This is a genomic window from Larkinella insperata (assembly GCF_026248825.1).
GTDB lineage: Bacteria > Bacteroidota > Bacteroidia > Cytophagales > Spirosomataceae > Larkinella > Larkinella insperata.
In genome coordinates this window covers 2637122-2657434 of sequence record NZ_CP110973.1, presented here as the reverse complement: position 1 = coordinate 2657434, position 20313 = coordinate 2637122, and the positions used below count along the sequence as shown (strand labels likewise).

Here is a 20313-nt window from a genome sequence, read left to right as displayed (position 1 = left end):
CCCTGGGAAAACCGCAACCGGAAAACAAAAAGGCACTACTGCGGCCGCTGGCGAACGACGACCGGCTCGGCAATACCGTTGAGGTCGTAAACAATCCGGCCTTTGCGGATGGTCATCTCGCAGGCCAGTTTTTGCTTGCCTTCAATTTTATGACCGGTGTAATCGAAAAATCCGAAATGGCCCACATCCCGCACCGCAAATTTTCCGTCCAGCAGGTCCAGAACGGCGACATCGGCTTCGGAACCTTCGGTCAGGCTGCCCAGTTCGGGCCGTTTGATGGCCTGCGCCGGTGCCCAGGTGCTGGCTTTAATCACACTTTTCAGGTCCATGCCCATCGCCAGGAATTTTGACATCACGTTCAGCATGTCTTTCATGGCGTTGTTCATGCTGCCGGTGTGAATATCCGTGCTGATCGTGTTCGGAAAAAAGCCTTCCTTCAAGGCCGGAATGGCCTGCGAGAACGCAAAGCTGATTCCGCCGTAGCCCACATCGAAGATTATTCCGCGTTTCTGTGCTTCCCAGACAAACGGTTTCACCTTGCCCGTCGCCACGTCCAGAATGGGCTCCCGGGTTCCCAACTGACCAAAGCAGTGGGTAAAAATGTCGCCCGGACGCAGGTGTTTCAGGTACAATTCTTCGATGGAAAGCGTTGGTTTGCTCCCCCCGAAGTCAATCATGACGGGTTTGCCCGCCAGCTTTCCGGCCTCCACGGCCCGGTCGGTCGGGGTCCAGTTGTACCCGTTGAAGTGCGCCAGTTTAACCCCCACAACCTGATCGGGGTATTTCTTCGCCATTTCCGCCGTCGCCTTCGGGTCCATGTCCTCGATGTTCTGCTCGAAATTGCCGCCCCGCATCCCGCTGCCGACAATGTTCAGCAGCGCCAGCACGCGTGTCTGCGAGGCATCGATGGTTTGCTTCTTGAACGCTTCAAAATCGCGCCAGCCCGAACAGCCCGCGTCAACGATGGTCGTCACCCCGTTCCGGAACGTAAACCCGTCGGGCGGCAGAGCATTCGGACCGTTGCTGTACGTCTGGTCCATGTTGGTACCGAAAAAGACGTGCGTGTGAATGTCGATCAGACCGGGCGTCACGTACAAGCCCTTGGCGTTGACCACCTGCCGGGCACCGGTTGCGTCGATGGACTTGGCCACTTTCGCAATCTTACCGTCCTGAATCGCCACGTCCATAATGGCGTCTACGTTATTTTTCGGGTCAATGACGTGCCCGTTTTTAATGACAATGTGGTAAGGCTGCGCCAGCGCCAGTTCGCTGACGGCCATGCAGAGCGCAAACGCAAAGAAAAATAGTTTCTTCATGGGTATTAGGTTAGTTAAACAAAAGCATACTGCTTATTTCCTGGCTTCTTTTCGCCGGCTTTTCTTCGCCATTTTTGAATCCGCCGGCAGGGTAACCTTCCAGATGTTACCGCCTTTACCGCCGTATTCGATGATGTACACGGTATTATCCACCAGCAGAGCGTCGGTCGGCTCCGTAAAACCGTCGACGATGCGGGTGGTTTTAACCGTATAATTATCCGTGGTTTTGTTGTAGGTCATATCCAGGTGCAGCAGGTCGCGGCCCTGTTTTTTCAGTGGGTTCACGATGGTCGAATTCCGGCGCGGTCCCGAATACCGGATCACAAAACCGTCGCCTTTGAAATCGTCGGCCAGTGCTTTTTTGGTATCGAAAAACAAGCCCAGCGGAGAACTGTGTGCGTTAAACGTTCCGACTCCCACGCCCGTTGAATCGCCGTCCATCACCAGCCCCGTAGCGCGGTCGCGGTATTCGTTGGCGTCCGGGCCCATGTTCAGCACCGGACCAGTAAACTTGATGTTAGTGGGTCGTTTCGGAAAATCCGGGTCGTTCCGGAAATAGCGCATCAGCCACGCGTGGGCAAACTTGCTCATGAACGGATCTTTCTCCGGATCGGGCTGCCAGTTGGGATCCTGCTGCGGGTTGTCGATACCGCCCCCCATCACCCACGGAAACCCGTAATGATGCCCCTGCCGCACCCAGAACATATCTTCGGCGTGGTCGTAGTCGCCGGAGTTGGAAACGGCAAACAGGTTGCCATTCCCGTCAAACGCCATGTCGTAGGCATTCCGGATGCCTACGGCGTAGATGTAACCGTCGGCTTTCAATTTGGCTTCGTCGTCCGGCAGTTCTAGATCTTTAACGCCCACCGGGAACCGGAAGATTTTGGCCGTCAGGGCGTTGTCGCGGGCGTTTGGATACACCCCGCCGTTGTCCTGCACCTCGCCGTGGTCGGTGCGGGCGCCGGTGTTAACGTAAATGTATTTTCCGTCCGGGCTGATTTCCAGCGCGTTCCAGCCGTGATCGAAGGTGGTTTTGTTGGTTCCGTATTCAACGGTATTGAACACCACCGTCATGGCCGGTTTGTCGCCCGACGCCAGATCGTAACGCACCATTCGGCCTTTTGTGCCTTTGTTGTCGTTGACGCTGATGTTACCGGCCAGAAACAGCGTATTTTTCAGGAAAGCCGCTCCCTGCAAGCGCGTAATACCGTGGTCGGCCGCCGAAAACACTTTCTCGGCCACCGGCGGCTGCCCGTTTATTTTAACCCGGAACACATCGCCCGTGAACGTGGTGTAATACAGATCGCCGGTCACCGGATGCTGAATTAGCCGCACGGCTTCGGGACCGACCGCCAGGAAATGCTCCACTTTAATGTCGGGCCGCAGGGCCGTGGGCGGAATCAGCGTTTTGGCTTCTTGACTCTGCGCGTAAAGCAGTACCGGACAGCAGAGAGCCGTCGCCAGCAGGCCGAATTGTTTCCGTAAAGAGGTCAGGGTTTTCATTTATTGTCGGTCTTAGGAGCGGATAACTTACGAAGGTAAGCCACTAATTGCCAGCGTTGCTCTTCCGAAAAAACGTCTTTGAAGGGCGGCATATTTCCCCGACCGTTGGATAGTTTCCAGAACAGCGCGCCGTCGGTTTGGCCCTTCACGTTTGGGTCGTGAAAATTGGCGGGTTTTTCACCCAGCGACCGACCCGCGGCCCCATCCCCCAGACCGGTTTCGCCGTGGCAGGACGAGCAGAATTCCATGAAAAGCTCCTCGCCCTGTGCCAGCGTCAACGGCTCCGTCGGGTAATGACTTTTCAACGTATCGGCCCAGGTCGGTGCTTTCCAACGGTCCTGTTTCGGATCATCCTGCCGCAGATTAGCCGTGAACCCCATTACACCGAGACACCCCAACGCGACAAAACCGGCAATCAGTAAGTTGTAGGAACGCATGGATCAATTAATGTTAACCGTCAAGAATAGTCAGTCTGGTTTGACCCTACCACGGCTGAAACCGTGGTGGGTCTTTGTATCGGCTCGGGCGATTCCGCCCGGCATTACTTTTTGTCTTTGATCTCTTTCCGAACGGCGCTGACCTCCTCAGTGGTGATGGCGCTGGCCGAATTGGCGAAATTTTGCCGGATAAACGTCAGCACCTCAGCAATTTCCGCATCCTTCAGAAAATCGTGCTGCGGCATCACGTTGTTGTACGATTGGCCTTTTACTTCAATCGGACCTTCCAGCCCTTTCAGCAGGACTTCGATCAGGCGCTTTTTGTCGCCCACCACCCACTCCGACTCCGAGAGGGGCGGGAATCGCTGCGAATCCCCCAGACCGTTCCGCTGGTGGCAGGCCCGGCAATAAATTCCGTAGATTTTACTGCCCAATACGGGTTTGTCTTTATCGAGATTGTCCTTTACCTCGTCGGGCGTCCGGATGTGCGACAGGGTTTTTCGTTTTTCCATCTGCGCCAGTTGCGCCGGGCCAAACTTCTTCTTGTCGCCTTTGTAAGTCACTTTCCAGATTTTCCCTTTTTCGGTTTCGGCCAGGTACAGCGAGCCATCGGGACCCATCGCGATACCCATTGGCCGGTACACCGCATCGCTCACGTTCACCACCGGATCAACGCCCGCAAAACCGTCCGCAAACACCTCCCAGGACGACGATGGAACGCCTTTTTTGGCGGGAACAAACGCGATGAAATACCCCGCCTGCGGATAAGGCGCCCGGTTGGTCGAACCGTGGAACGCGATAAACGAACCGTTTTTGTAGCGATCCGGAAACTGGTTACCCTGGTAGAAAAGAATGTCGTTCGGTGCCCAGTGGCCCGGAAAGCCAATGATTGGCTTTTCGTACTGGCCCCCTTTGCCGATCTCTTCCCCATCTCCACCGTACTCCGGATTCAGGACTTTTTTGCCCTGCATCTGGTCGTAATAAACGTACGGCCAGCCTCCATCGGCCCCTTCTTTAATCCGCAAAAACTCCTCCGACGGCAACACCGCACTCTGCCAGGGCGAGTAGACTCCGGCCCAGAGCATCAGCAGGTCGTCGCGGCCGTGTTGCAGGGCGTACAGCGTCTGGTCGGCGTGGTTCCAGTCCATCCCCACGACGCTCCGTAAGCCGGTGGCATACCGACGGCCGTCTTTCTGGGTTTGCCCGATTTTGTTGGCATCGAACTGCCAGATGCCGCCGTGGTCTTCCAGCATCGCGCAGGGCGTCATCCCCGGTGAACTCGGAATCCGGTTCCGTTCCTGGCAGGCGTTGGAGGGAGCACCGTAGGCAACGTAAATATGCCCTTTGTCGTCAAAGGTTAGCGGCTTGGCAATGTGTTCGTGCATTCCGTGGGGATGGTCGTCCTTCACGATGATTTCTTCCGGACTTTCCGGCACCAGCTTACCCGGTGTCAGTTTGTAGCGGTACACAAACAGCTCGGAGCTGAAATACAGGTAACCGTTGTGAATCCGCATCCCGGTACCGTACGCCCGTTCGCGGGCATGACCACCGAACCGCTTGACGATGTCGGCGCGGCCATCGCCGTTGGTATCGCGCAGGGCAATCACCGACTCCCCCGGCTCCCGGACAAACCGGGCTTTTACGTAAATATCACCGTTGTCGTTGACGGCCAGGTGCCGCGCCCGACCGGGCAGACTGTCCACCACAACCGTGGCTTCGAAGCCTTCGGGCAGGAACAGGCCGCCGTTTTCCGCCGTCTGAACCGGCAGGTTATGGGCCGTCTCATCGTGCGGAACAAACCCGACGATGGCTAGCAGAGCCAGCGCAAGACTTTTTTTGTACATGTGTGACATTCAAAGATTAAGGGAGCTACAGTGAAAGTTAGGATCAATTTTGCCTGACCACGATCGGGTTCGCAATTCCGTTAAGATCGTACACAATTTTGCCGCCTTTAATGGTCATTTCGCACTCAAATTTCTTTTTACCCTCCATCCGGTAGCCGGTTTTGTCGTAAAAGCCAAAGTTGCCTTCACGCATGTTCAGGACGGCCACATCGGCAACGGCCCCCACCGAAAGATGGCCCAGAATTTCACGTTTGATAACCTGCGCTGGCGTCCACGTACTGGCCTTAATCACATCGGCAACCGGAACGCCCATAACGACGAATTTGGACATGACACTCAGCATGTCTTTCATCGAACCGTTCATACTGCCGGTGTGCAGATCGGTGCTGATGGTGGTCGGGTAAAAACCGGCTTTGATGGCCGGAATGGCCTGCGAATAATTAAAGCTGGCTCCGCCGTATCCCACGTCGAAAACAATGCCTCTTTTGCGAGCCTCCCAGACAAACGGTTTCAGCTTTCCGGTGGTTTCGTCTACGATCGTCTCCCGGACGTTGCCTTCCAGCAGGGTGTACGTGTGCGTAAAAATATCGCCGGGGCGCAGGTGTTTTATGAACAGTTCTTCCACCGACAGCGGGGGATCGTGCATTCCGAAATCAATCATCACCGGCATGTTGGCCAGCTTTCCGGCTTCGACGGCCCGGTCAACGGGGGTCCAGGTGCCGCCCGTAAAGTGCGCCACTTTGAATCCCACCACGTCATTCGGATTACCCAGGGCCATGGCCGCGGCCATTTTGGGGTCCATGTCGGTGGTGTCCTGCTCCCAGTTGCCACCCCGCATGCCTTCCCCGACAATGTTCAGCAGCGAAAGCACCCGCGTTTTGGACGAAAAAATAATGTTCTTTTTGAACGTTGGGAACGACTGCCACCCCGCCCCGCCCGCGTCGACGATGGTCGTTACGCCCACGCGGAACGTAAAACCGTCGGGGACCACCGCTGTCAGACCATTGCTGAGGTAGTGGTTCGGTTCGGTGCCAAAATAAACGTGGCCGTGCAGATCAATCAGGCCGGGCGTGACGTACATGCCTTTGGCGTTGACGACCTGCTTGCCCTGACGCGCATCGATGTTTTTAGCCAGCAACGCAATCTTGCCGTCGTTAATGGCCACATCCATCACCTCATTGATGTTATTTTTTGGGTCAATAACCTGACCGCCTTTGATAACGATGCTGTACGTTTGGGCCTGCGCCAAACTACTGATGAAACAGGCCATGAAAAGAGCGAAAAGCGACTTCTGCATGCTCCTAGACGGCGGCTTTGGATAATTCTTCTTTCAACCGGCTGGCAACGATTTTCTCCTGCCCGGGCTTCAGCATCCAGGTTGTCAGGCTGATACCGTTCTGTTCGCCAACGATCTCGATGGACGGATCGCTGTTGCGCAGGTTTTCCTGCAGGGCTTTTACCGTCAGATTCACTTTGGCCGGTTCCCAGGTGATCCGGAGCGTCGGCGTGTGGTTTCCGAGCTCTGGCCGGAACGTTTCAGTTTTTACCCCGGCTACTTTCTTGACGGTATCGGAAATGTGCGTCACGCGGTCTTCCCACATCTGCCATTCTTTCTGCTGATCCTGCTTCACGAAGCGATCGAGGGCAACATACATGCCCAGCACTTCTTCCTTGTTCACCTTCATACCGCGGCCGATGGTTGACCCGCGGGGCGGCATGCTCAGCCGGGCGGCATCGATCAGGTTTTTTTTGCCCATGAGGATACCCGCGCTTTGCGGACCGCGCATGGCTTTCCCGCCCGATACGCAAACCAGATCAAAGCCCATGTCGTTGAACTTCCAAAGATTTTCGACCGGCGGCACGTCGGCGGCAATGTCGATCATCGTCGGGATGTTGTGTTTTTTGGCCAGGTTCACCCACTCCTGGTGCATGATCTTGCCCTTATCCGACTGGATGTTCAGGAACCACATCAGGGCGGTTTTCTCGCTGATGGCCTTCTCCACATCCTCGACGGTTTCCACGAAAACCATTTTGCACCCCGTGTTGGTCAGCGCGTGGGAATAGCCGACATTGTGGCCTTTCTGAATAATTACTTCGGACTTCATGCCCGTTCCTTCCAGGTGGGGCAGGGCTTCCACTTTTTTCTGGTCCATCCCGGTCAGTACGCCCGCCAGCCCCAGCGTCATGGCCGAGAAGCAGCCCGCCGTTACAACCGCCGATTCAGCGTGGGTAACGGCCGCAATTTTTTCACCGACTTTGGTTTGCACCTCGTCAAGCATCATAAATTCTTTGGAAGCAGCCTGGATGGTTTCCAGCACTTCTTCCGGCATCAGCGAACCCGTCATGGCTGTGTAGGTTCCGGCGGCATTAATGAACGTTCGGATGCCCAGTTCCTTTGCCAGATTCCGGGGCGCCACGGCGGTGGAAGCCAGGGTTGAAAGTGGCGTTGCTGTGCCTACCAAACCGCCCAACAGCGGCATGGTGGATAATCGTTTGAGTATACTTCTTCTGCTGATCATGGAATGGGTTAGCTAATAAATTAGGGAGCAGTTCCCGCCCGGCAGCGACCCGGGCGGGAGTGCAACAGTTGAATTAGATATAAGCAATGCAATCCATTTCGACCAGCGAATCGCCCGGAACCCCGCCGTAAACCGCTACCGTTGTGCGTACCGGTGGTTTATTGCCAAAGCGACCTTTGTACACTTCGTTCATGGCTTTGTAGTCGTTCAGATCGTGCAAGAACACGCTTACTTTCAGCACCTTATCCATTGAAGAACCGGCTTTAATCAATTCTTTTTCCAGTTCTTTCAGCACTTCATCGGTATGCACCCGGATGTCGCCTTCTTTGTGGTAGCCTTTGCCAGCCACAAAAACCAGGTTTCCAAATTTGGTTGAACCCGAAAACAGCGGAACATCCTGCTCCGTGACGATATTGAAGGCTTCCTTCTGCGGAGCGGCTGCACTTGCTTCGGCTTTAGAAGCAGCCATGCCCAGGCCCGTTGCACCGGCTACAGAGGCAAATAGTCGTTTTAAAAGGGATCGGCGTTGTGGTTTCATTAGAAAGTCAAAGAATAAATGGATGGTTAATAAATGATAAATAAATCTTGAATCTATCCAATCTTACTCATTGTCAACTTACTTTTTAACAAAGTATGACTTGGTACTCTGACAATTAAGCGTATTCGTAGCTACTGACAGCCTTTACTATCGATAATGATGTGGGCATCGAGCTGCTCGTACCGGGCGCTGATGGTATTACAGATTAAATCCAGTTTCTCAAAAAGCGGCTCATCGTCCAGCGCAGCCGTTAGGTAACAGGACTTCATGACTTCCTCGTCAAATACAATCTTGACCCCGTACGATTTTTCGAGGGTTGCAAAAACGTCAGAAATCGGAGTTCCTTTGAAACGAAACGGCTGATTCTGAGCGGCACTGGTCAGTAGAGCTGGTTCTTCAACCAAGCTTTTGATGATGCGCGTATTGGTGGGTGAGAAGACAACCTGCTGGTTGGGCGTCAGAACAATCCCCTCGAGCTTGGTATCTTCTTTATGCTGCGTTAAGGCGGTTTCATTACGGGCAAAAACCGACACTTTTCCGGTTTTAACCACAACTTTAACCTGCTTGTCACTTTCAAATGCCTGCACGGTAAAACTGGTACCGAGTACTTTCGTTACGAGCCCTTTGGCGTATACATAAAACGGCCTTGACGGATCTTTATGCACTTCAAAAAAACCCTCGCCGGTCAGGTATACTTCACGAATATTTCCCTGAAAGTTTTTCGGATAACTAACCCGCCCTCCTGACTTTAACAACAACGTACTACCATCGGGCAAACGCACTAATCGAGGCCCTGTATTTTCATTACTTACCTCCAGCAGTGGTTTGGAAGTCTGCGTTATCAACTCGCTATACGTTACGTCAACTTTAGTGCAGGGCGGATGAATTGAGTACCGCCAGAAAAGGCCCATTACAATCAGGATGCTGGCGGCAATCCCGTACTGCCAGGGCGCAAACCGGAACCGCTTTACTACTGACTCCGGCTGGGTATCGATTGCTTGATGCAACCGCTGAATTTCGTACTGAATCTCCCGATCCGAGATTGAAATCCGGTCGTTTGTTGACTGCGAATAGGCGCTGTTAAGCGCGTTTAGCAGGTAATGCGCCTTGTCGACCAGCTCTTTTTTGTCCGGATTCTCAACCAGCCAGTCTTTCCAGAAGTTGCTTGCAATGGGGTCGTTAAACAGTTTCCAACGTTGAAAAGACAGATCTATGGCTAATTCTTCAGGTTCAAAATTCCGGTAATCCTGCATACGAAACGGTAATGCTTTGCTATTTGCTTGTAAAGATGCAAGACTGTGCGGCCAATACCCTATTTTCCAAAATTATATTTCGAATTTTCAACAACCCAATCCTCCAGTCCGATTTACTATACAGGATTCCCACCTTCGGTGTGCAAAAAAAGAACCGGCGTCAACAGGTACGTCGAAGCACCGAATTACTGGTAGACTTCATCACTCTGCTCAAGTTATAAATTATGGTATCGGCTAACAGTCAATCGAAAAGCACACGAACAATCGAAAATTAGGTACGTAGAAAGTCTGAGAAAAGAACGAGTCTAACGTATTCGTAACAAAAACCAACACATTTTTTTTACAGGCTCTAAAAACCAGTATACCCTTTTATAATGAATAGATATAGTAGCCATTTTTCCGTATTTACAAATAATAGCCTTACCTTACAGCTCAACTATTGCGAATCTCCCTATTCCGGATTTTGATTTTGTTTTATAGGAAAGAACTATATACAGAATTGGCCCGTAAAGTTCACTTGATCAACGATTCATGTACGTAAAAAAGAGTCATTTTATTCACTCGGTTATTTGCTGCCTGCTGGCATTTACACTTCTCTCCAATACGGCCTGGAGTCAGAATAAAAAACCGGCTTTTCGGGTTCTGGCGATGGCGGAAAAAGATGGGGGCATCCATGCTCCTTTCGTCGCTGCGGCTAAAACGTGGCTTCAAAAGCTGGCTGCGGAGGAAAATTTCACCCTTGATTACATCGAAAACACCGAGCCGATCAACGACGCCTTCCTCGCTACGTACCAGGTGTTTATTCAATTGAATTACCCGCCCTACATGTGGACCGATACGGCCAAGGCGGCTTTTGAGAAATACATCCGCGAGGGCAAAGGGGGCGGCTGGGTGGGGTTTCACCACGCCACGCTTCTGGGCGAATTTGATGGGTATCCGATGTGGCCCTGGTTTTCGGAGTTTATGGGTGGCATCCGGTACAAGAATTACATCCCCGGCTTTGCAAAAGCGACGGTTCATGTGGAAGCCAAAGCGCATCCGGTCCTGAAAGGAATACCGCCCACCTTCGAAGTAGAAAAGGAGGAATGGTATACGTACAATAAAAACCCGCGGCCGAACGTCAAGGTACTGGCTACCGTCGACGAATCGACTTACGAGCCGGATTCGGACATCAAGATGGGGGGCGACCATCCGGTAATCTGGTCCAACGAGAGAATGAAAGCCCGGAATATTTACATCTTTATGGGCCACCATCCCGATTTATTCCAGAACGAAGCGTTCCAAACCATCTTCCGAAACGCCATTCGCTGGGCGTCGGGCCGTAAAGAAACCGCCCTCCGTTAACCTGCTAACCCCCATTTACACCAATGAACAAGACCGAAACCGCATCGTCCCCGATTCCGGCGTTGAGCACCCCGAATCCGGCGCGGGTGGGCGCCATCGACATCCTCCGGGCGCTGACGATGGTCCTGATGATTTTTGTCAACGATTTGTGGTCACTGGAAAACATCCCGGCCTGGCTCGAACACGTACCGCAGGGGGTCGACGGCATTGGGCTAGCCGACGTGGTTTTTCCGGCCTTTCTGTTCATCGTTGGCATGTCGCTGCCTTTTGCCATCGACAACCGGCGAAAAAAAGGCGACACCGACCGGCAACTCGTGGGTCATGTACTCTTTCGGTCGCTGGGATTATTGACGATGGGCCTTTTTCTGGTCAACGGCGAGTCCATCAATGCCGAAGCAACGGGAATACCGCGGCTTCTGTGGAACGTCCTTTCGTGCCTATCGTTCATTCTGATCTGGAATCTGTACCCAAAAACAGCTCCAAAAGCGCTCGTTGTGGGACTGAAAACCGTTGGCTGGCTCACCCTGCTGGTGCTGGCGTTTCTTTACCGCGGTGGTGAAGATGACCAGACTACCCGCTTCGAAACGCACTGGTGGGGCATTCTGGGTCTGATTGGGTGGTCGTATCTGGTGGCTGCCCTCGTGACGGTTTTCGCCCGTAACCGGATTGGCGTTCTGGTTGCGGCCTGGTTGGGTTTTGCCGCGTTGAGCCTAATCGCGCACGCAAGTTTGCTCCCGGATGCGGTCGATTTTATTCCGGGTGCCATCCGGAACGGTACGCTGGTGGGCCTGAGCATGGGCGGTGTTGTGATCGCTACCTTATTTCAGTATTACCGCAAAAAAGCCGATAACCGGCAAATGACGCTGCTTTTCCTGGCTACGGCGCTTGCCCTGGTCGGTTTATCGGTACTGACCCGGCCGTACTGGGGGCTGGCCAAATTGGGTGAAACCCCCGCCTGGCTGTTTCTGTGCAGTGCGTTCACGCTGCTTGCTTTTACGCTCATTTACTGGATTGCGGATGTGTGGGGTCAAAGCCGTTGGTTCAGTTTCATTAAACCCGCCGGTACGGACACGCTGCTCTGCTACCTGATTCCCTATTTCGCCTACGCCACAACTTATTTTCTCGGTATCAGCATCCCGTCCTTCCTGCTGAACGGCGGTATGGGCCTGCTGAAATCGTTTCTGTTTGCGTTGCTCTGCGTCTGGATTACGGGCCTGCTCGGCAAAGCGGGCGTTCGACTGAAACTATAAACTCCTTGACAAATACCAAAATTTCCCGAAAAGACCTTATATTACATCCGTTCGACACAGAAATGTAGCTTTTGAAAAAGGACGGAAATCATGTTCAGGAGGGTGGTTCAATGGATAGGTTGGCTGGTAGTTTTCCTGCCCGAAATCGGAATAGCCCAGAACTTGATTCCAAACGGCGGTTTTGAGGAATACCGGAACTGCCCCCGCCAGGATAATCTTCTGAAGGAAGCAACTCCCTGGTTCAATCCCAACGGCGCTTCACCCGATTTTTACCACCAGTGTTTCCCGTCCGCCCAGATGGAGTTGCCGCCCCACACAGGCCAGGGATTGGCCCGGCTGTTTCTGGACGCAAACTGGTCGGAATACCTGGCCGCTCCGCTGAAAGAGCCGCTGAAAGCGGGCGAGTGTTATTTTTTTGAATTGTTTATCGCCACCCCGACCCCATCCCGCTACCTGACGGGCACGATAGGCGCTCATTTTTCCGAAAATCCTCTTCAGTCGGCCGGTAAAGAACTATTTACCGCCAATCCGCAGGTTCTGGATCAAGCTTTGGATATCGGCATTCCAAAACTGCATTGGGAACAGATTTCAGGTTACGTTAAGGCCAAAGGTGGAGAGCGGTTTGTAACCATCGGGAGTTACGAAAAGTCGCCCGCTTTTCTGGGCTTTTTCTATCTCTTCATCGACGATGTATCACTGTTGCCGATCGAAACCGACCTGGGCCGCGATACGACGCTCTGTGGCCGCAAAAGCACCCTGCGGCTCAACGCCACCACGCCCGGCGCAACCGACTATCGGTGGCAGGATGGCAGCTCGTCGCCTACTTTTCTGGTCAACAAACCCGGCACGTATTCGGTTACTGTAACCACTCCCTGCAAAGTGCTGCACGATACCATCAAGGTCAGTTACATTCTTGATTTTGATCTGGGCCGCGACACCACCCTCTGCGAAGGTCAGTTATTTACCCTCAAAGCGCCACCCAACCTACCGCCCATTTACCACTGGCAGGACGGCTCCCGAATGACTGCGTACCCGGTTACGCAGGCCGGAACGTACAGCCTACAGATCGAACAGGGAAGCTGCGTGGTCGCCGACACCATTCAAATTCGGTACGTGTTACCGCCCCGCTTAAACCTGGGCCTGGATCAGAACCTTTGCGGTGCGGAGGTGTTTACGATCAGGCCGGAATACGCCGAGGGGAAGTTTAGCTGGCAGGATCAGACGCCGGAAATCGAACGAACGGTTGGCAACTCCGGTCAGTTTCGGGCATCGGTAACCAACGACTGCGCAACCGTCAGCGACACCGTTCGGGTTTCGTACAGCGATTGCGGATGCGTGGTTCACACACCGGATCTGTTTACACCCAATGCCGACGGTCAGAACGACCGTTTTCAACCGCTGGCCTGCGGTGACATTACCCTGAAAAGTCTGGCTGTTTTCAACCGCTGGGGCGAATTGATTTTTTACACCACTCAATTCCCCTTCGAATGGGATGGTACTTACCAGGGCAAAGCGTGTCCGATTGGCATCTACGGCTGGCAGATTTATTACGATTTGCGGCAGGGCAACGGCTTTTCAGCGCAACAAAAAAAGGGAGCACTTAGCCTGATTCGCTAGTGCTCCCCGCTGTTATCGTTGGCGAAACCGTCACCCTTTTTTCTCCGCAGACGCGGCTTCTTCGGCCTGCGCCAGTTTGACGGCTTCGTATAAATTCACAATAGCCCCGGTTTTCGACAGATCGGTGAAGTTCACTAGCTCGTCGGATTCCGGACGCAGTACTTTCCGGTTCTGTACCACCGCCGATTTTTCGATGATTCGTTTCAGGTCGGCATACGTCAGTTTCGGGAAGTACGATTTCAACACCGCGGCAATGCCGGTAACCACCGGAGCCGCCATGCTCGTACCGCTCAGGTTGTCGTACCCGTTTTTCGGGGTAGTGGAGTAAATTGACATTCCCGGGGCAAACACATCCACGGTTTTACGACCGTAATTGGAGAACGACGCGACCAGGTGCTCATCATTCTTCGCCGTTACGGCACCCACCGTAATCAGATTTGGAATGGCAGAACCGTCCATAAACCGATCCGCCGGAAAGCTGGCCGTTGTGTCCAGCAATTTATTGTCGTTACCGGCGGCATGAATCAGCAGAACACCTTTCGAGAGCGCATACCGCATGGCGTCGTCAACGGCTTTGCGCTGGGGTGATACGTCTTTGCCGAAGCTCATGTTAATGATTTGCGCCCCATTGTTGACCGCGTACCGGATGGCATTTGCCACATCCTTGTCGCGTTCGTCGCCATCGGGAACGGCCCGAACGCCCATGATTTTGACCTGATCGGCCACGCCCAGAACACCGAGGTTGTTGGTGCGGTCGGCGGCAATGATACCGGCAACGTGGGTGCCGTGCAGGGGGTCAGGACCCGTAATATCAGGATTTCCGTAGTTGGTTTGGGTCAGATCGTCGGGGTTGTCGCCCACAATCGAACGGCTTTCGTAGTCCGGGTTGTAAGCATATTCCGCTTTGGCCTTGAGGTCTTCCAGCCCCCGGGTCAACTCATCCTGAATATCTTCGGCCTGCGCAAAACCCTGAGCGGCTGTCATTTCGTAGAGGGCTGCGGCTGCTTTTTTTACAAAATCGTTGTCGGTGGCCGGATTGCGCAGAGTTGCGGTATCCAGTTTGGAAACGCCCAGCGCATTTTTCAAACCACTGATGATGGTGACCAACTGATTGCTGAAGCTGCTGTAAGACTGGTACTGTTCCTGATATTCGGCGCGTTTCTTCTCCACGTCCTTCTTGTACTTCACAAACAGGTCGTATTCCTTCTGCTGCGCCGGTTTCAGTTGCGACCGTTTTTTGCCTTCGTACTGCGAACGCAGCCGGACGTATTGCCGGGTTACTTCGGCGGTTTCGTACTGAACGTTCCGACCGTCTTTACCGCCAATAAAATTCCAGCCGTGGACATCGTCAACGTAACCATTTTTGTCGTCGTCAATACCGTTACCGGGAATTTCTTTCGGATTGGTCCATAAAATTCGTTTCAGGTCCTCGTGGGTAGAGTCAATGCCCCCGTCAATTACGGCGACAATGACTGGCGTCGGTTTGCGGTTGTTGAGCAGTTCGCGGTAGGTTCGGTCGGTGCTGATTCCCCAAACGCTGTCGGTTTTTGCATCCAGATGAAACCATTGGGAAGATTGAGCCAGACTCAGGGTAGAACCAGCCAGGATGATTGTATACAGACTCAGGAGTCGAAATACAAACGTTTTGAACGCCATAAAGTAGAATTTATCAGTTAATGATTTGGTAACAACCGAAATTGAATCTGTGTTCGTGTTGGTAACAACGTATTATAACGAATCACGGGCAGATTGCCGTATGTTTCGTTAAAAATTAGATCCTGATTCGGCAATTTCACCCAATGGAGGGGATAAAAGCCTCTTTTACAAAGCGATGTAAAACCAGTCTTTTTTTGATTGCTCCGCTTTTAGGCCCCATTACCAGTCGTGCTTCGGCTATAACGTCATCCATTTCAACCATTTTTCTTAATCTCCTTCATCGTTCCGGGTGGCTGGATGTGGTAGTCTGGCATCAATCAACGAACCAAAAACCATTGAATAGAACGACCATCACTTGAAAAAGCTCCTAGTTCTGAACCAATTAATTCAGGAGGCAAAAAAACGCTACGCATTCGATACCTGCTACCACGATGATGTCGTACAAGTTTCTCTTATGCTAGTTTTCAGCACGTCGGCTCATGAGCAGAACGGCCTGTCACGTGAGTATTTTCAAAAATAAGTAGGGCATTGCGCGGCTATGACGTAATTTTTTCTTACTTTTGACTTTCTAAATTTAATTCTAATGCAAACAGGAACTGTTAAATTTTTCAATGAACTCAAAGGTTACGGGTTCATTACCCCTTCGGACTCAGACAAAGATATCTTCGTTCACGTATCCGGTTTGATCGATGAAATTCGCGAGAATGACAAAGTTCAATTCGAAGTTGAACAAGGTAAAAAAGGTCAGAACGCCGTTAACGTAGAAGTTATTTAATCGGAAGATATAATAATGAAACGATGAAAGAACATGCCTCCGGGTGTGTTCTTTTTTGTTTTTAGGGATTTGGTCCGGTAAACTTTCTGTTAAACCGATCTTGGATCCGGTTAGAAATCCCCTCTCCGTCACTTTCCCGGGTGCATCCACTCTACACTATGCGACTCGGTATTCTTTCCCTCGTTCTTCTTATTGCGGCCCCGTTGGCCCAGGCCCAGAACTGGTACAAAGGCAACCTGCATACTCACTCGCTCTGGAGCGACGGCGACGACTATCCCGAAATGATCATGAACTGGTACAAAGCCAACGGTTACCATTTCATCGGCTTGTCGGATCACAACACGTTGCAGGAAGGTGAACGCTGGATTAAAGTGCCCCGCGCCCCCGAACGCCGTCGTGGGTTTGAACGGTATCTGCGAACCTTCGGCCCTGACTGGGTAAAGTACGAAACCGGCCCTAACGATTCGCTGAAGGTGCGTTTGAAGCCCCTGAGTGAATACCGGAGCTATTTTGAAGAACCCGGTAAATTCCTGATTCTGAAAAGCGAAGAGGTTTCGACCGGCTACCAGGGCAAACCGATCCACATCAACGTGACTAATGTGCAGAATTTACTGCGCCCCCTGCCGGGCAACAGCGTGGCGGAGGTGATGCAGAATAACATCGACGCTGTTGTGGCGCAACGACGGCAAACCGGACAGCCCATGTTTCCGCACATCAACCACCCCAATTTTCATTATGCCATTACGGCCAATGACTTGATGCAACTCCGACACGAACGGTTTTTTGAGGTTTTTAATGGCCACCCGCAGGTTCACAACTACGGCGACAGCACCCGCGAAGGTACCGAGTCGATGTGGGATAAAATCAACCTGCATTTTCTCCAACAGGGCCGGCCGCTGATGTTCGGCCTGGCTACTGATGACAGCCACCATTACCATTTTTTCGGACCCACGTACAGCAATTCGGGTCGGGCCTGGGTCATGGTCAACGCGCCGGACTTGAAGCCCCACACCCTCATTGAAGCCCTGGAAGCGGCCCGGTTTTACGCCACCACGGGCGTCACGCTGGAAAACGTAACGCAGACGGCCGCCACGCTGGCGTTCAAAATCAAAGCAGAGCCGGATGTGAAATACAAAATTCAGTTTATTGGTATCCGGAAAGGCGGAAATAAGGCGGAAGTCCTTCGGGAGTTGACAGGGACGGAAGCCCGCTATGACATTACGGATGAATGGCTGGTTCGCGCCAAAATTATCTCCAGCAAGCCCAAATACAACCCGTTCGAACCGGGTGATGTCGAAACCGCCTGGACGCAGCCCATCGCCCGGTTACAAACCCCGCCCCCAATCGCCAGCGTGGTGCCGCTGCCCAATGCGCACGCCCACAACGATTACGAACAATCCCGGCCGCTCTGGGATGCGCTCGACCACGGCTTTACCAGTGTAGAAGCGGATGTCTATGCCCGGAACGACACCTTGTACGTTGCCCACAACCGACCTGCTTTCTGGAATGTGGATCGGACGCTCGAGAATTTGTACCTGCGTCCGTTGGCCGAACGGGCCCGGCAGAATAATGGCAACATCTACCCAAATTACTCCGGCCCGATTTACCTGATGATCGACTTCAAAACGGGGGCCGATAGTACGTACCGGACGCTGGAAAAGCTTCTGCAACGATACCGGTCCATCCTGACCTCCTGCCGGGGAAACCGTTGCAGGCGGGGTGCTGTGACGGTTTTTATCTCCGGTAACCGCCCGATTGAAACGCTGAAGAGAGCTCGGGAACGGTTCGCGGGTCTTGACGGTCGGCCTGCCGACCTGGGCCAGGGTTTCAGCCCGGAGCTGATGCCGGTGGTGAGCGATTCGTACGGCAATCACCTCCACTGGCGTGGCCAGGGGCCGATGCCGGAAGATCAGTTCCAGAAGCTGAAGCAGTTGGTGCAGCGGGTTCATGCCGAAGGAAAGAAACTACGGCTTTGGGCCTGCCCGGAGGATCCGGCGGTCTGGTCGAAACTCCGGGAAGCTGGTGCCGATTTTCTCAGCACCGACCAACTGGAGCTTGTACGGGATTTTTTACTTTTGAAAGGGAAACCCTGATGGCGAGACGTCTGTCGTAAAGACTAAATCAAAAAAGCCCATATTACTTATTGATGGGCTTTTTTGGCTTCTATTAATATTCCAGACCGGCGGGTAACTCCTTTGCGGTATTGACAAAGCTGGCGATTTGATCCAATGATGGCGGGCGCGGAGTCAGTTGACGGACCTGATTGATTTCATTGACTTTCGCGTGCAGGTTTTCCGGCGAACGATGCGCCAGCTCCTTAACCGTATCCACCCCGGCTTCTTCAAGAAGGTCGCTGTAAACGCTGCCGATACCACTAATGCGGGCCAGATCCGCCCGGTTGGCCAACGCCAGAATAACGCTGGCGTCGACCCCGGCCACCGAAGCCAGTTGCTTTCGACCGGCGGGAGTTTTGGCCGCGGCCAGCAATGCATCACTGTTGGTTAACCCCTGGGCTTCAAAGACATTGAGTACGGCATCACTGATGCCCTTAAGTTCGCTAACGGGTAAGCTCATGTGTTACGTGGTTTAAAAGTAATCCATTGTTTGGACGATATTTTTCTAGAAAGTAACGACTTAAGTCCGGCATCCGTTAGAGCCCTCCGTCTCAATCGCGAACCCGGATTTTAAAACAGAAAAGCCATGAGTCGACGAGTTGCCATAAAATTGTAACTTGCCCGATCAAAGTGAGCCTTCCGCGAGCCAAACAAGAAAACTAACCATACCCGACCGACTGACACCCCTTTTTATGAGAATTCGTTTCCTGATGACCTTTTTACTACCCTGGCTAACTGGGGGTCTTTTAGCCCAGCCCCTTCAATTGCATCCGGCCAACCCGCATTATTTTAGCTATAAAGGTAAACCAACGGTTCTGATTACGTCGGGCGAGCACTACGGCTCCGTGTTGAATCTGGACTTTGACTTCATTACATATTTAAATACGCTTCAGAAAGATGGTCTGAACCTGACCCGAACTTTTACCGGTGCCTACCGCGAGGCTCCCGGTGATTTTGGAATTGAGCACAATACGATGGCCCCGGAAGCCGGACGGTATAGTTGCCCCTGGCCCCGCAGCGAGCAGAACGGATACGCGCTGGGGGGCAACAAATTTGACCTTTCGCGCTGGGATGAAGCTTATTTCAAGCGGCTGAAAACGTTTGTGTCGGCAGCCGAACAACGCGGTATTATCGTCGAGTTGGCGCTCTTCTGCCCGTTTTATGAGGAAAAAATGTGGACCATCAGTCCGATGAATGCCGCCAACAACATCAATAGCGTTGGAAAAGTTGGTCGGAATGAGGTCTACACGCTTGACAAAAACGGCGGATTGCTGGCGGTTCAGGAAGCGCTGGTTCGAAAAATGGTAACGGAGTTGAATGGTTTTGACAACGTGCTGTTCGAAATCTGTAACGAACCGTATTTCGGCGGAGTCCAGATGAACTGGCAACACCACATTGCCGACATCCTTGTTGAAACGGAGAAAAACCTCTCCAATAAACACCTGATTACGCAGAATATCGCCAACGGCTCGGCCAAAATTGAAAAGCCGCATCCGGCGGTATCGGTCTTTAATTTCCACTACGCAACGCCCCCTAAAACCGTTCCCCTGAATTACGGCTTGAATAAAGTCATTGGCGACAATGAAACCGGCTTTCGGGGTATTGCCGACTCGACCTACCGCAAAGAAGGCTGGGAGTTTCTGCTGGCCGGGGGCGGTTTGTACAATAACCTGGATTACTCTTTCACGACCGTAGCACCCGATGGTACTTATAAACCAGGAGCGAAATCGCCCGGTGGCGGCAGCCCGGCGCTCCGGCGGCAGTTGGGTTACCTGAAAGCGTTTATGGAGAATCTGGATTTTATCCGAATGCAGCCGGATTCGGTCCTTCTGAGCGGTTCGTTACCAGCCCGGGTACGGGTTCATGCGCTCAGCGAAGCCGGTAAACAGTACGCTTTATATGTCTATAACGGTAATCACCCAAAAGAGCGGCAATCCCTAAACCTAACGCTGACGTTACCCGCCGGACGTTACAAGCTTACTTTTGTGGAACCGGAAACGGGTCAAAAAAACCGTAGAAAGCTTCGCCATCCCGGCGGTTCAACAACGCTGATAACGCCGGCTTTCGGGGCTGATCTGGCTATTACACTAACAAAATAACCGTTTCCCAACCCATAGCCGGGAGCGGGAAACGGTTATTTTCGGGCA

General features: G+C 52.8%; 16 protein-coding genes. 6 read left to right on the top strand and 10 right to left on the bottom strand.

Annotated features, from left to right (window positions below; genetic code table 11):
- Positions 1-35: 35 nt before the first annotated feature.
- The 8 genes from OQ371_RS10735 to OQ371_RS10700 all read right to left on the bottom strand — a co-directional run bounded on the left by OQ371_RS10735 (position 36) and on the right by OQ371_RS10700 (position 9410).
- Complete coding sequence (locus OQ371_RS10735; protein WP_265993762.1) at positions 36-1316, bottom strand: amidohydrolase/deacetylase family metallohydrolase; 1281 nt, start codon at positions 1314-1316, stop codon at positions 36-38.
- Positions 1317-1349: 33 nt separating this feature from the next.
- Positions 1350-2819, bottom strand: a complete 1470-nt coding sequence (locus OQ371_RS10730) for a PQQ-dependent sugar dehydrogenase (protein WP_265993761.1) — start codon at positions 2817-2819, stop codon at positions 1350-1352.
- Entirely contained in the window at positions 2816-3256 is a 441-nt protein-coding gene (locus OQ371_RS10725; RefSeq protein ID WP_265993760.1) for a c-type cytochrome, read from the bottom strand. Before OQ371_RS10725 ends, OQ371_RS10730 begins: the two co-directional genes overlap by 4 nt.
- Positions 3257-3360: 104 nt before the next feature.
- Entirely contained in the window at positions 3361-5109 is a 1749-nt protein-coding gene (locus tag OQ371_RS10720) for a PQQ-dependent sugar dehydrogenase (protein WP_265993759.1), read from the bottom strand.
- 34 nt (positions 5110-5143) lie between these two features.
- Positions 5144-6397, bottom strand: a complete 1254-nt coding sequence (locus OQ371_RS10715; RefSeq protein WP_265993758.1) for an amidohydrolase/deacetylase family metallohydrolase — start codon at positions 6395-6397, stop codon at positions 5144-5146.
- Positions 6398-6401: 4 nt separating this feature from the next.
- Positions 6402-7619 carry a PLP-dependent transferase gene (locus OQ371_RS10710; RefSeq protein ID WP_265993757.1) on the bottom strand — a complete coding sequence of 406 codons (1218 nt, stop codon included), beginning with the start codon at positions 7617-7619 and terminating at the stop codon, positions 6402-6404.
- A gap of 73 nt (positions 7620-7692) precedes the next feature.
- A complete protein-coding gene (locus tag OQ371_RS10705; RefSeq protein ID WP_265993756.1) occupies positions 7693-8157 on the bottom strand; it encodes a RidA family protein in 465 nt (154 codons plus the stop codon).
- Between the two features lie 131 nt (positions 8158-8288).
- Complete coding sequence (locus OQ371_RS10700) at positions 8289-9410, bottom strand: FecR family protein (RefSeq protein WP_265993755.1); 1122 nt, start codon at positions 9408-9410, stop codon at positions 8289-8291.
- 531 nt (positions 9411-9941) lie between these two features.
- On the opposite strand from OQ371_RS10700, the gene OQ371_RS10695 reads away from it, so the two are divergent.
- The 3 genes from OQ371_RS10695 to OQ371_RS10685 all read left to right on the top strand — a co-directional run bounded on the left by OQ371_RS10695 (position 9942) and on the right by OQ371_RS10685 (position 13621).
- Entirely contained in the window at positions 9942-10754 is an 813-nt protein-coding gene (locus OQ371_RS10695; RefSeq protein WP_265993754.1) for a ThuA domain-containing protein, read from the top strand.
- Between the two features lie 23 nt (positions 10755-10777).
- Entirely contained in the window at positions 10778-12004 is a 1227-nt protein-coding gene (locus tag OQ371_RS10690; protein ID WP_265993753.1) for a heparan-alpha-glucosaminide N-acetyltransferase domain-containing protein, read from the top strand.
- 90 nt (positions 12005-12094) lie between these two features.
- Complete coding sequence (locus OQ371_RS10685) at positions 12095-13621, top strand: T9SS type B sorting domain-containing protein (RefSeq protein ID WP_265993752.1); 1527 nt, start codon at positions 12095-12097, stop codon at positions 13619-13621.
- A 30-nt stretch (positions 13622-13651) separates the two neighbouring features.
- Here the strand turns inward: OQ371_RS10685 and OQ371_RS10680 are convergent, their stop codons facing one another.
- Positions 13652-15277: a S8 family peptidase gene (locus OQ371_RS10680; protein ID WP_265993751.1), complete on the bottom strand. Its 1626-nt coding sequence runs from the start codon at positions 15275-15277 to the stop codon at positions 13652-13654.
- A 583-nt stretch (positions 15278-15860) separates the two neighbouring features.
- Here OQ371_RS10680 and OQ371_RS10675 point away from each other — a divergent pair.
- Positions 15861-16052, top strand: coding sequence for a cold-shock protein (locus OQ371_RS10675; protein WP_111627449.1), 192 nt, complete (start codon positions 15861-15863; stop codon positions 16050-16052).
- 158 nt (positions 16053-16210) lie between these two features.
- On the top strand, positions 16211-18145 hold the full coding sequence (locus OQ371_RS10670) for a histidinol-phosphatase (protein ID WP_265993750.1): 1935 nt from the start codon (positions 16211-16213) through the stop codon (positions 18143-18145).
- A 73-nt stretch (positions 18146-18218) separates the two neighbouring features.
- Here the strand turns inward: OQ371_RS10670 and OQ371_RS10665 are convergent, their stop codons facing one another.
- A complete protein-coding gene (locus tag OQ371_RS10665; protein WP_265993749.1) occupies positions 18219-18626 on the bottom strand; it encodes a DUF4332 domain-containing protein in 408 nt (135 codons plus the stop codon).
- Positions 18627-18858: 232 nt separating this feature from the next.
- Between OQ371_RS10665 and OQ371_RS10660 the strand changes: the two genes are divergently transcribed.
- Positions 18859-20265, top strand: a complete 1407-nt coding sequence (locus OQ371_RS10660) for a cellulase family glycosylhydrolase (RefSeq protein ID WP_265993748.1) — start codon at positions 18859-18861, stop codon at positions 20263-20265.
- Positions 20266-20313: the final 48 nt, after the last annotated feature.

Excerpts from the sequence above, each read along its gene's own strand:
- OQ371_RS10660 (WP_265993748.1), top strand. The coding sequence starts at position 18,859 with ATGAGAATTCGTTTCCTGATGACCTTTTTACTACCCTGGCTAACTGGG.
- OQ371_RS10675 (WP_111627449.1), top strand. The coding sequence starts at position 15,861 with ATGCAAACAGGAACTGTTAAATTTTTCAATGAACTCAAAGGTTACGGG.
- OQ371_RS10720 (WP_265993759.1), bottom strand. The coding sequence starts at position 5,109 with ATGTCACACATGTACAAAAAAAGTCTTGCGCTGGCTCTGCTAGCCATC.
- OQ371_RS10680 (WP_265993751.1), bottom strand. The coding sequence starts at position 15,277 with ATGGCGTTCAAAACGTTTGTATTTCGACTCCTGAGTCTGTATACAATC.
- OQ371_RS10730 (WP_265993761.1), bottom strand. The coding sequence starts at position 2,819 with ATGAAAACCCTGACCTCTTTACGGAAACAATTCGGCCTGCTGGCGACG.
- OQ371_RS10705 (WP_265993756.1), bottom strand. The coding sequence starts at position 8,157 with ATGAAACCACAACGCCGATCCCTTTTAAAACGACTATTTGCCTCTGTA.
- OQ371_RS10665 (WP_265993749.1), bottom strand. The coding sequence starts at position 18,626 with ATGAGCTTACCCGTTAGCGAACTTAAGGGCATCAGTGATGCCGTACTC.
- OQ371_RS10685 (WP_265993752.1), top strand. The coding sequence starts at position 12,095 with ATGTTCAGGAGGGTGGTTCAATGGATAGGTTGGCTGGTAGTTTTCCTG.
- OQ371_RS10725 (WP_265993760.1), bottom strand. The coding sequence starts at position 3,256 with ATGCGTTCCTACAACTTACTGATTGCCGGTTTTGTCGCGTTGGGGTGT.
- OQ371_RS10735 (WP_265993762.1), bottom strand. The coding sequence starts at position 1,316 with ATGAAGAAACTATTTTTCTTTGCGTTTGCGCTCTGCATGGCCGTCAGC.
- OQ371_RS10670 (WP_265993750.1), top strand. The coding sequence starts at position 16,211 with ATGCGACTCGGTATTCTTTCCCTCGTTCTTCTTATTGCGGCCCCGTTG.
- OQ371_RS10700 (WP_265993755.1), bottom strand. The coding sequence starts at position 9,410 with ATGCAGGATTACCGGAATTTTGAACCTGAAGAATTAGCCATAGATCTG.
- OQ371_RS10690 (WP_265993753.1), top strand. The coding sequence starts at position 10,778 with ATGAACAAGACCGAAACCGCATCGTCCCCGATTCCGGCGTTGAGCACC.
- OQ371_RS10710 (WP_265993757.1), bottom strand. The coding sequence starts at position 7,619 with ATGATCAGCAGAAGAAGTATACTCAAACGATTATCCACCATGCCGCTG.
- OQ371_RS10715 (WP_265993758.1), bottom strand. The coding sequence starts at position 6,397 with ATGCAGAAGTCGCTTTTCGCTCTTTTCATGGCCTGTTTCATCAGTAGT.
- OQ371_RS10695 (WP_265993754.1), top strand. The coding sequence starts at position 9,942 with ATGTACGTAAAAAAGAGTCATTTTATTCACTCGGTTATTTGCTGCCTG.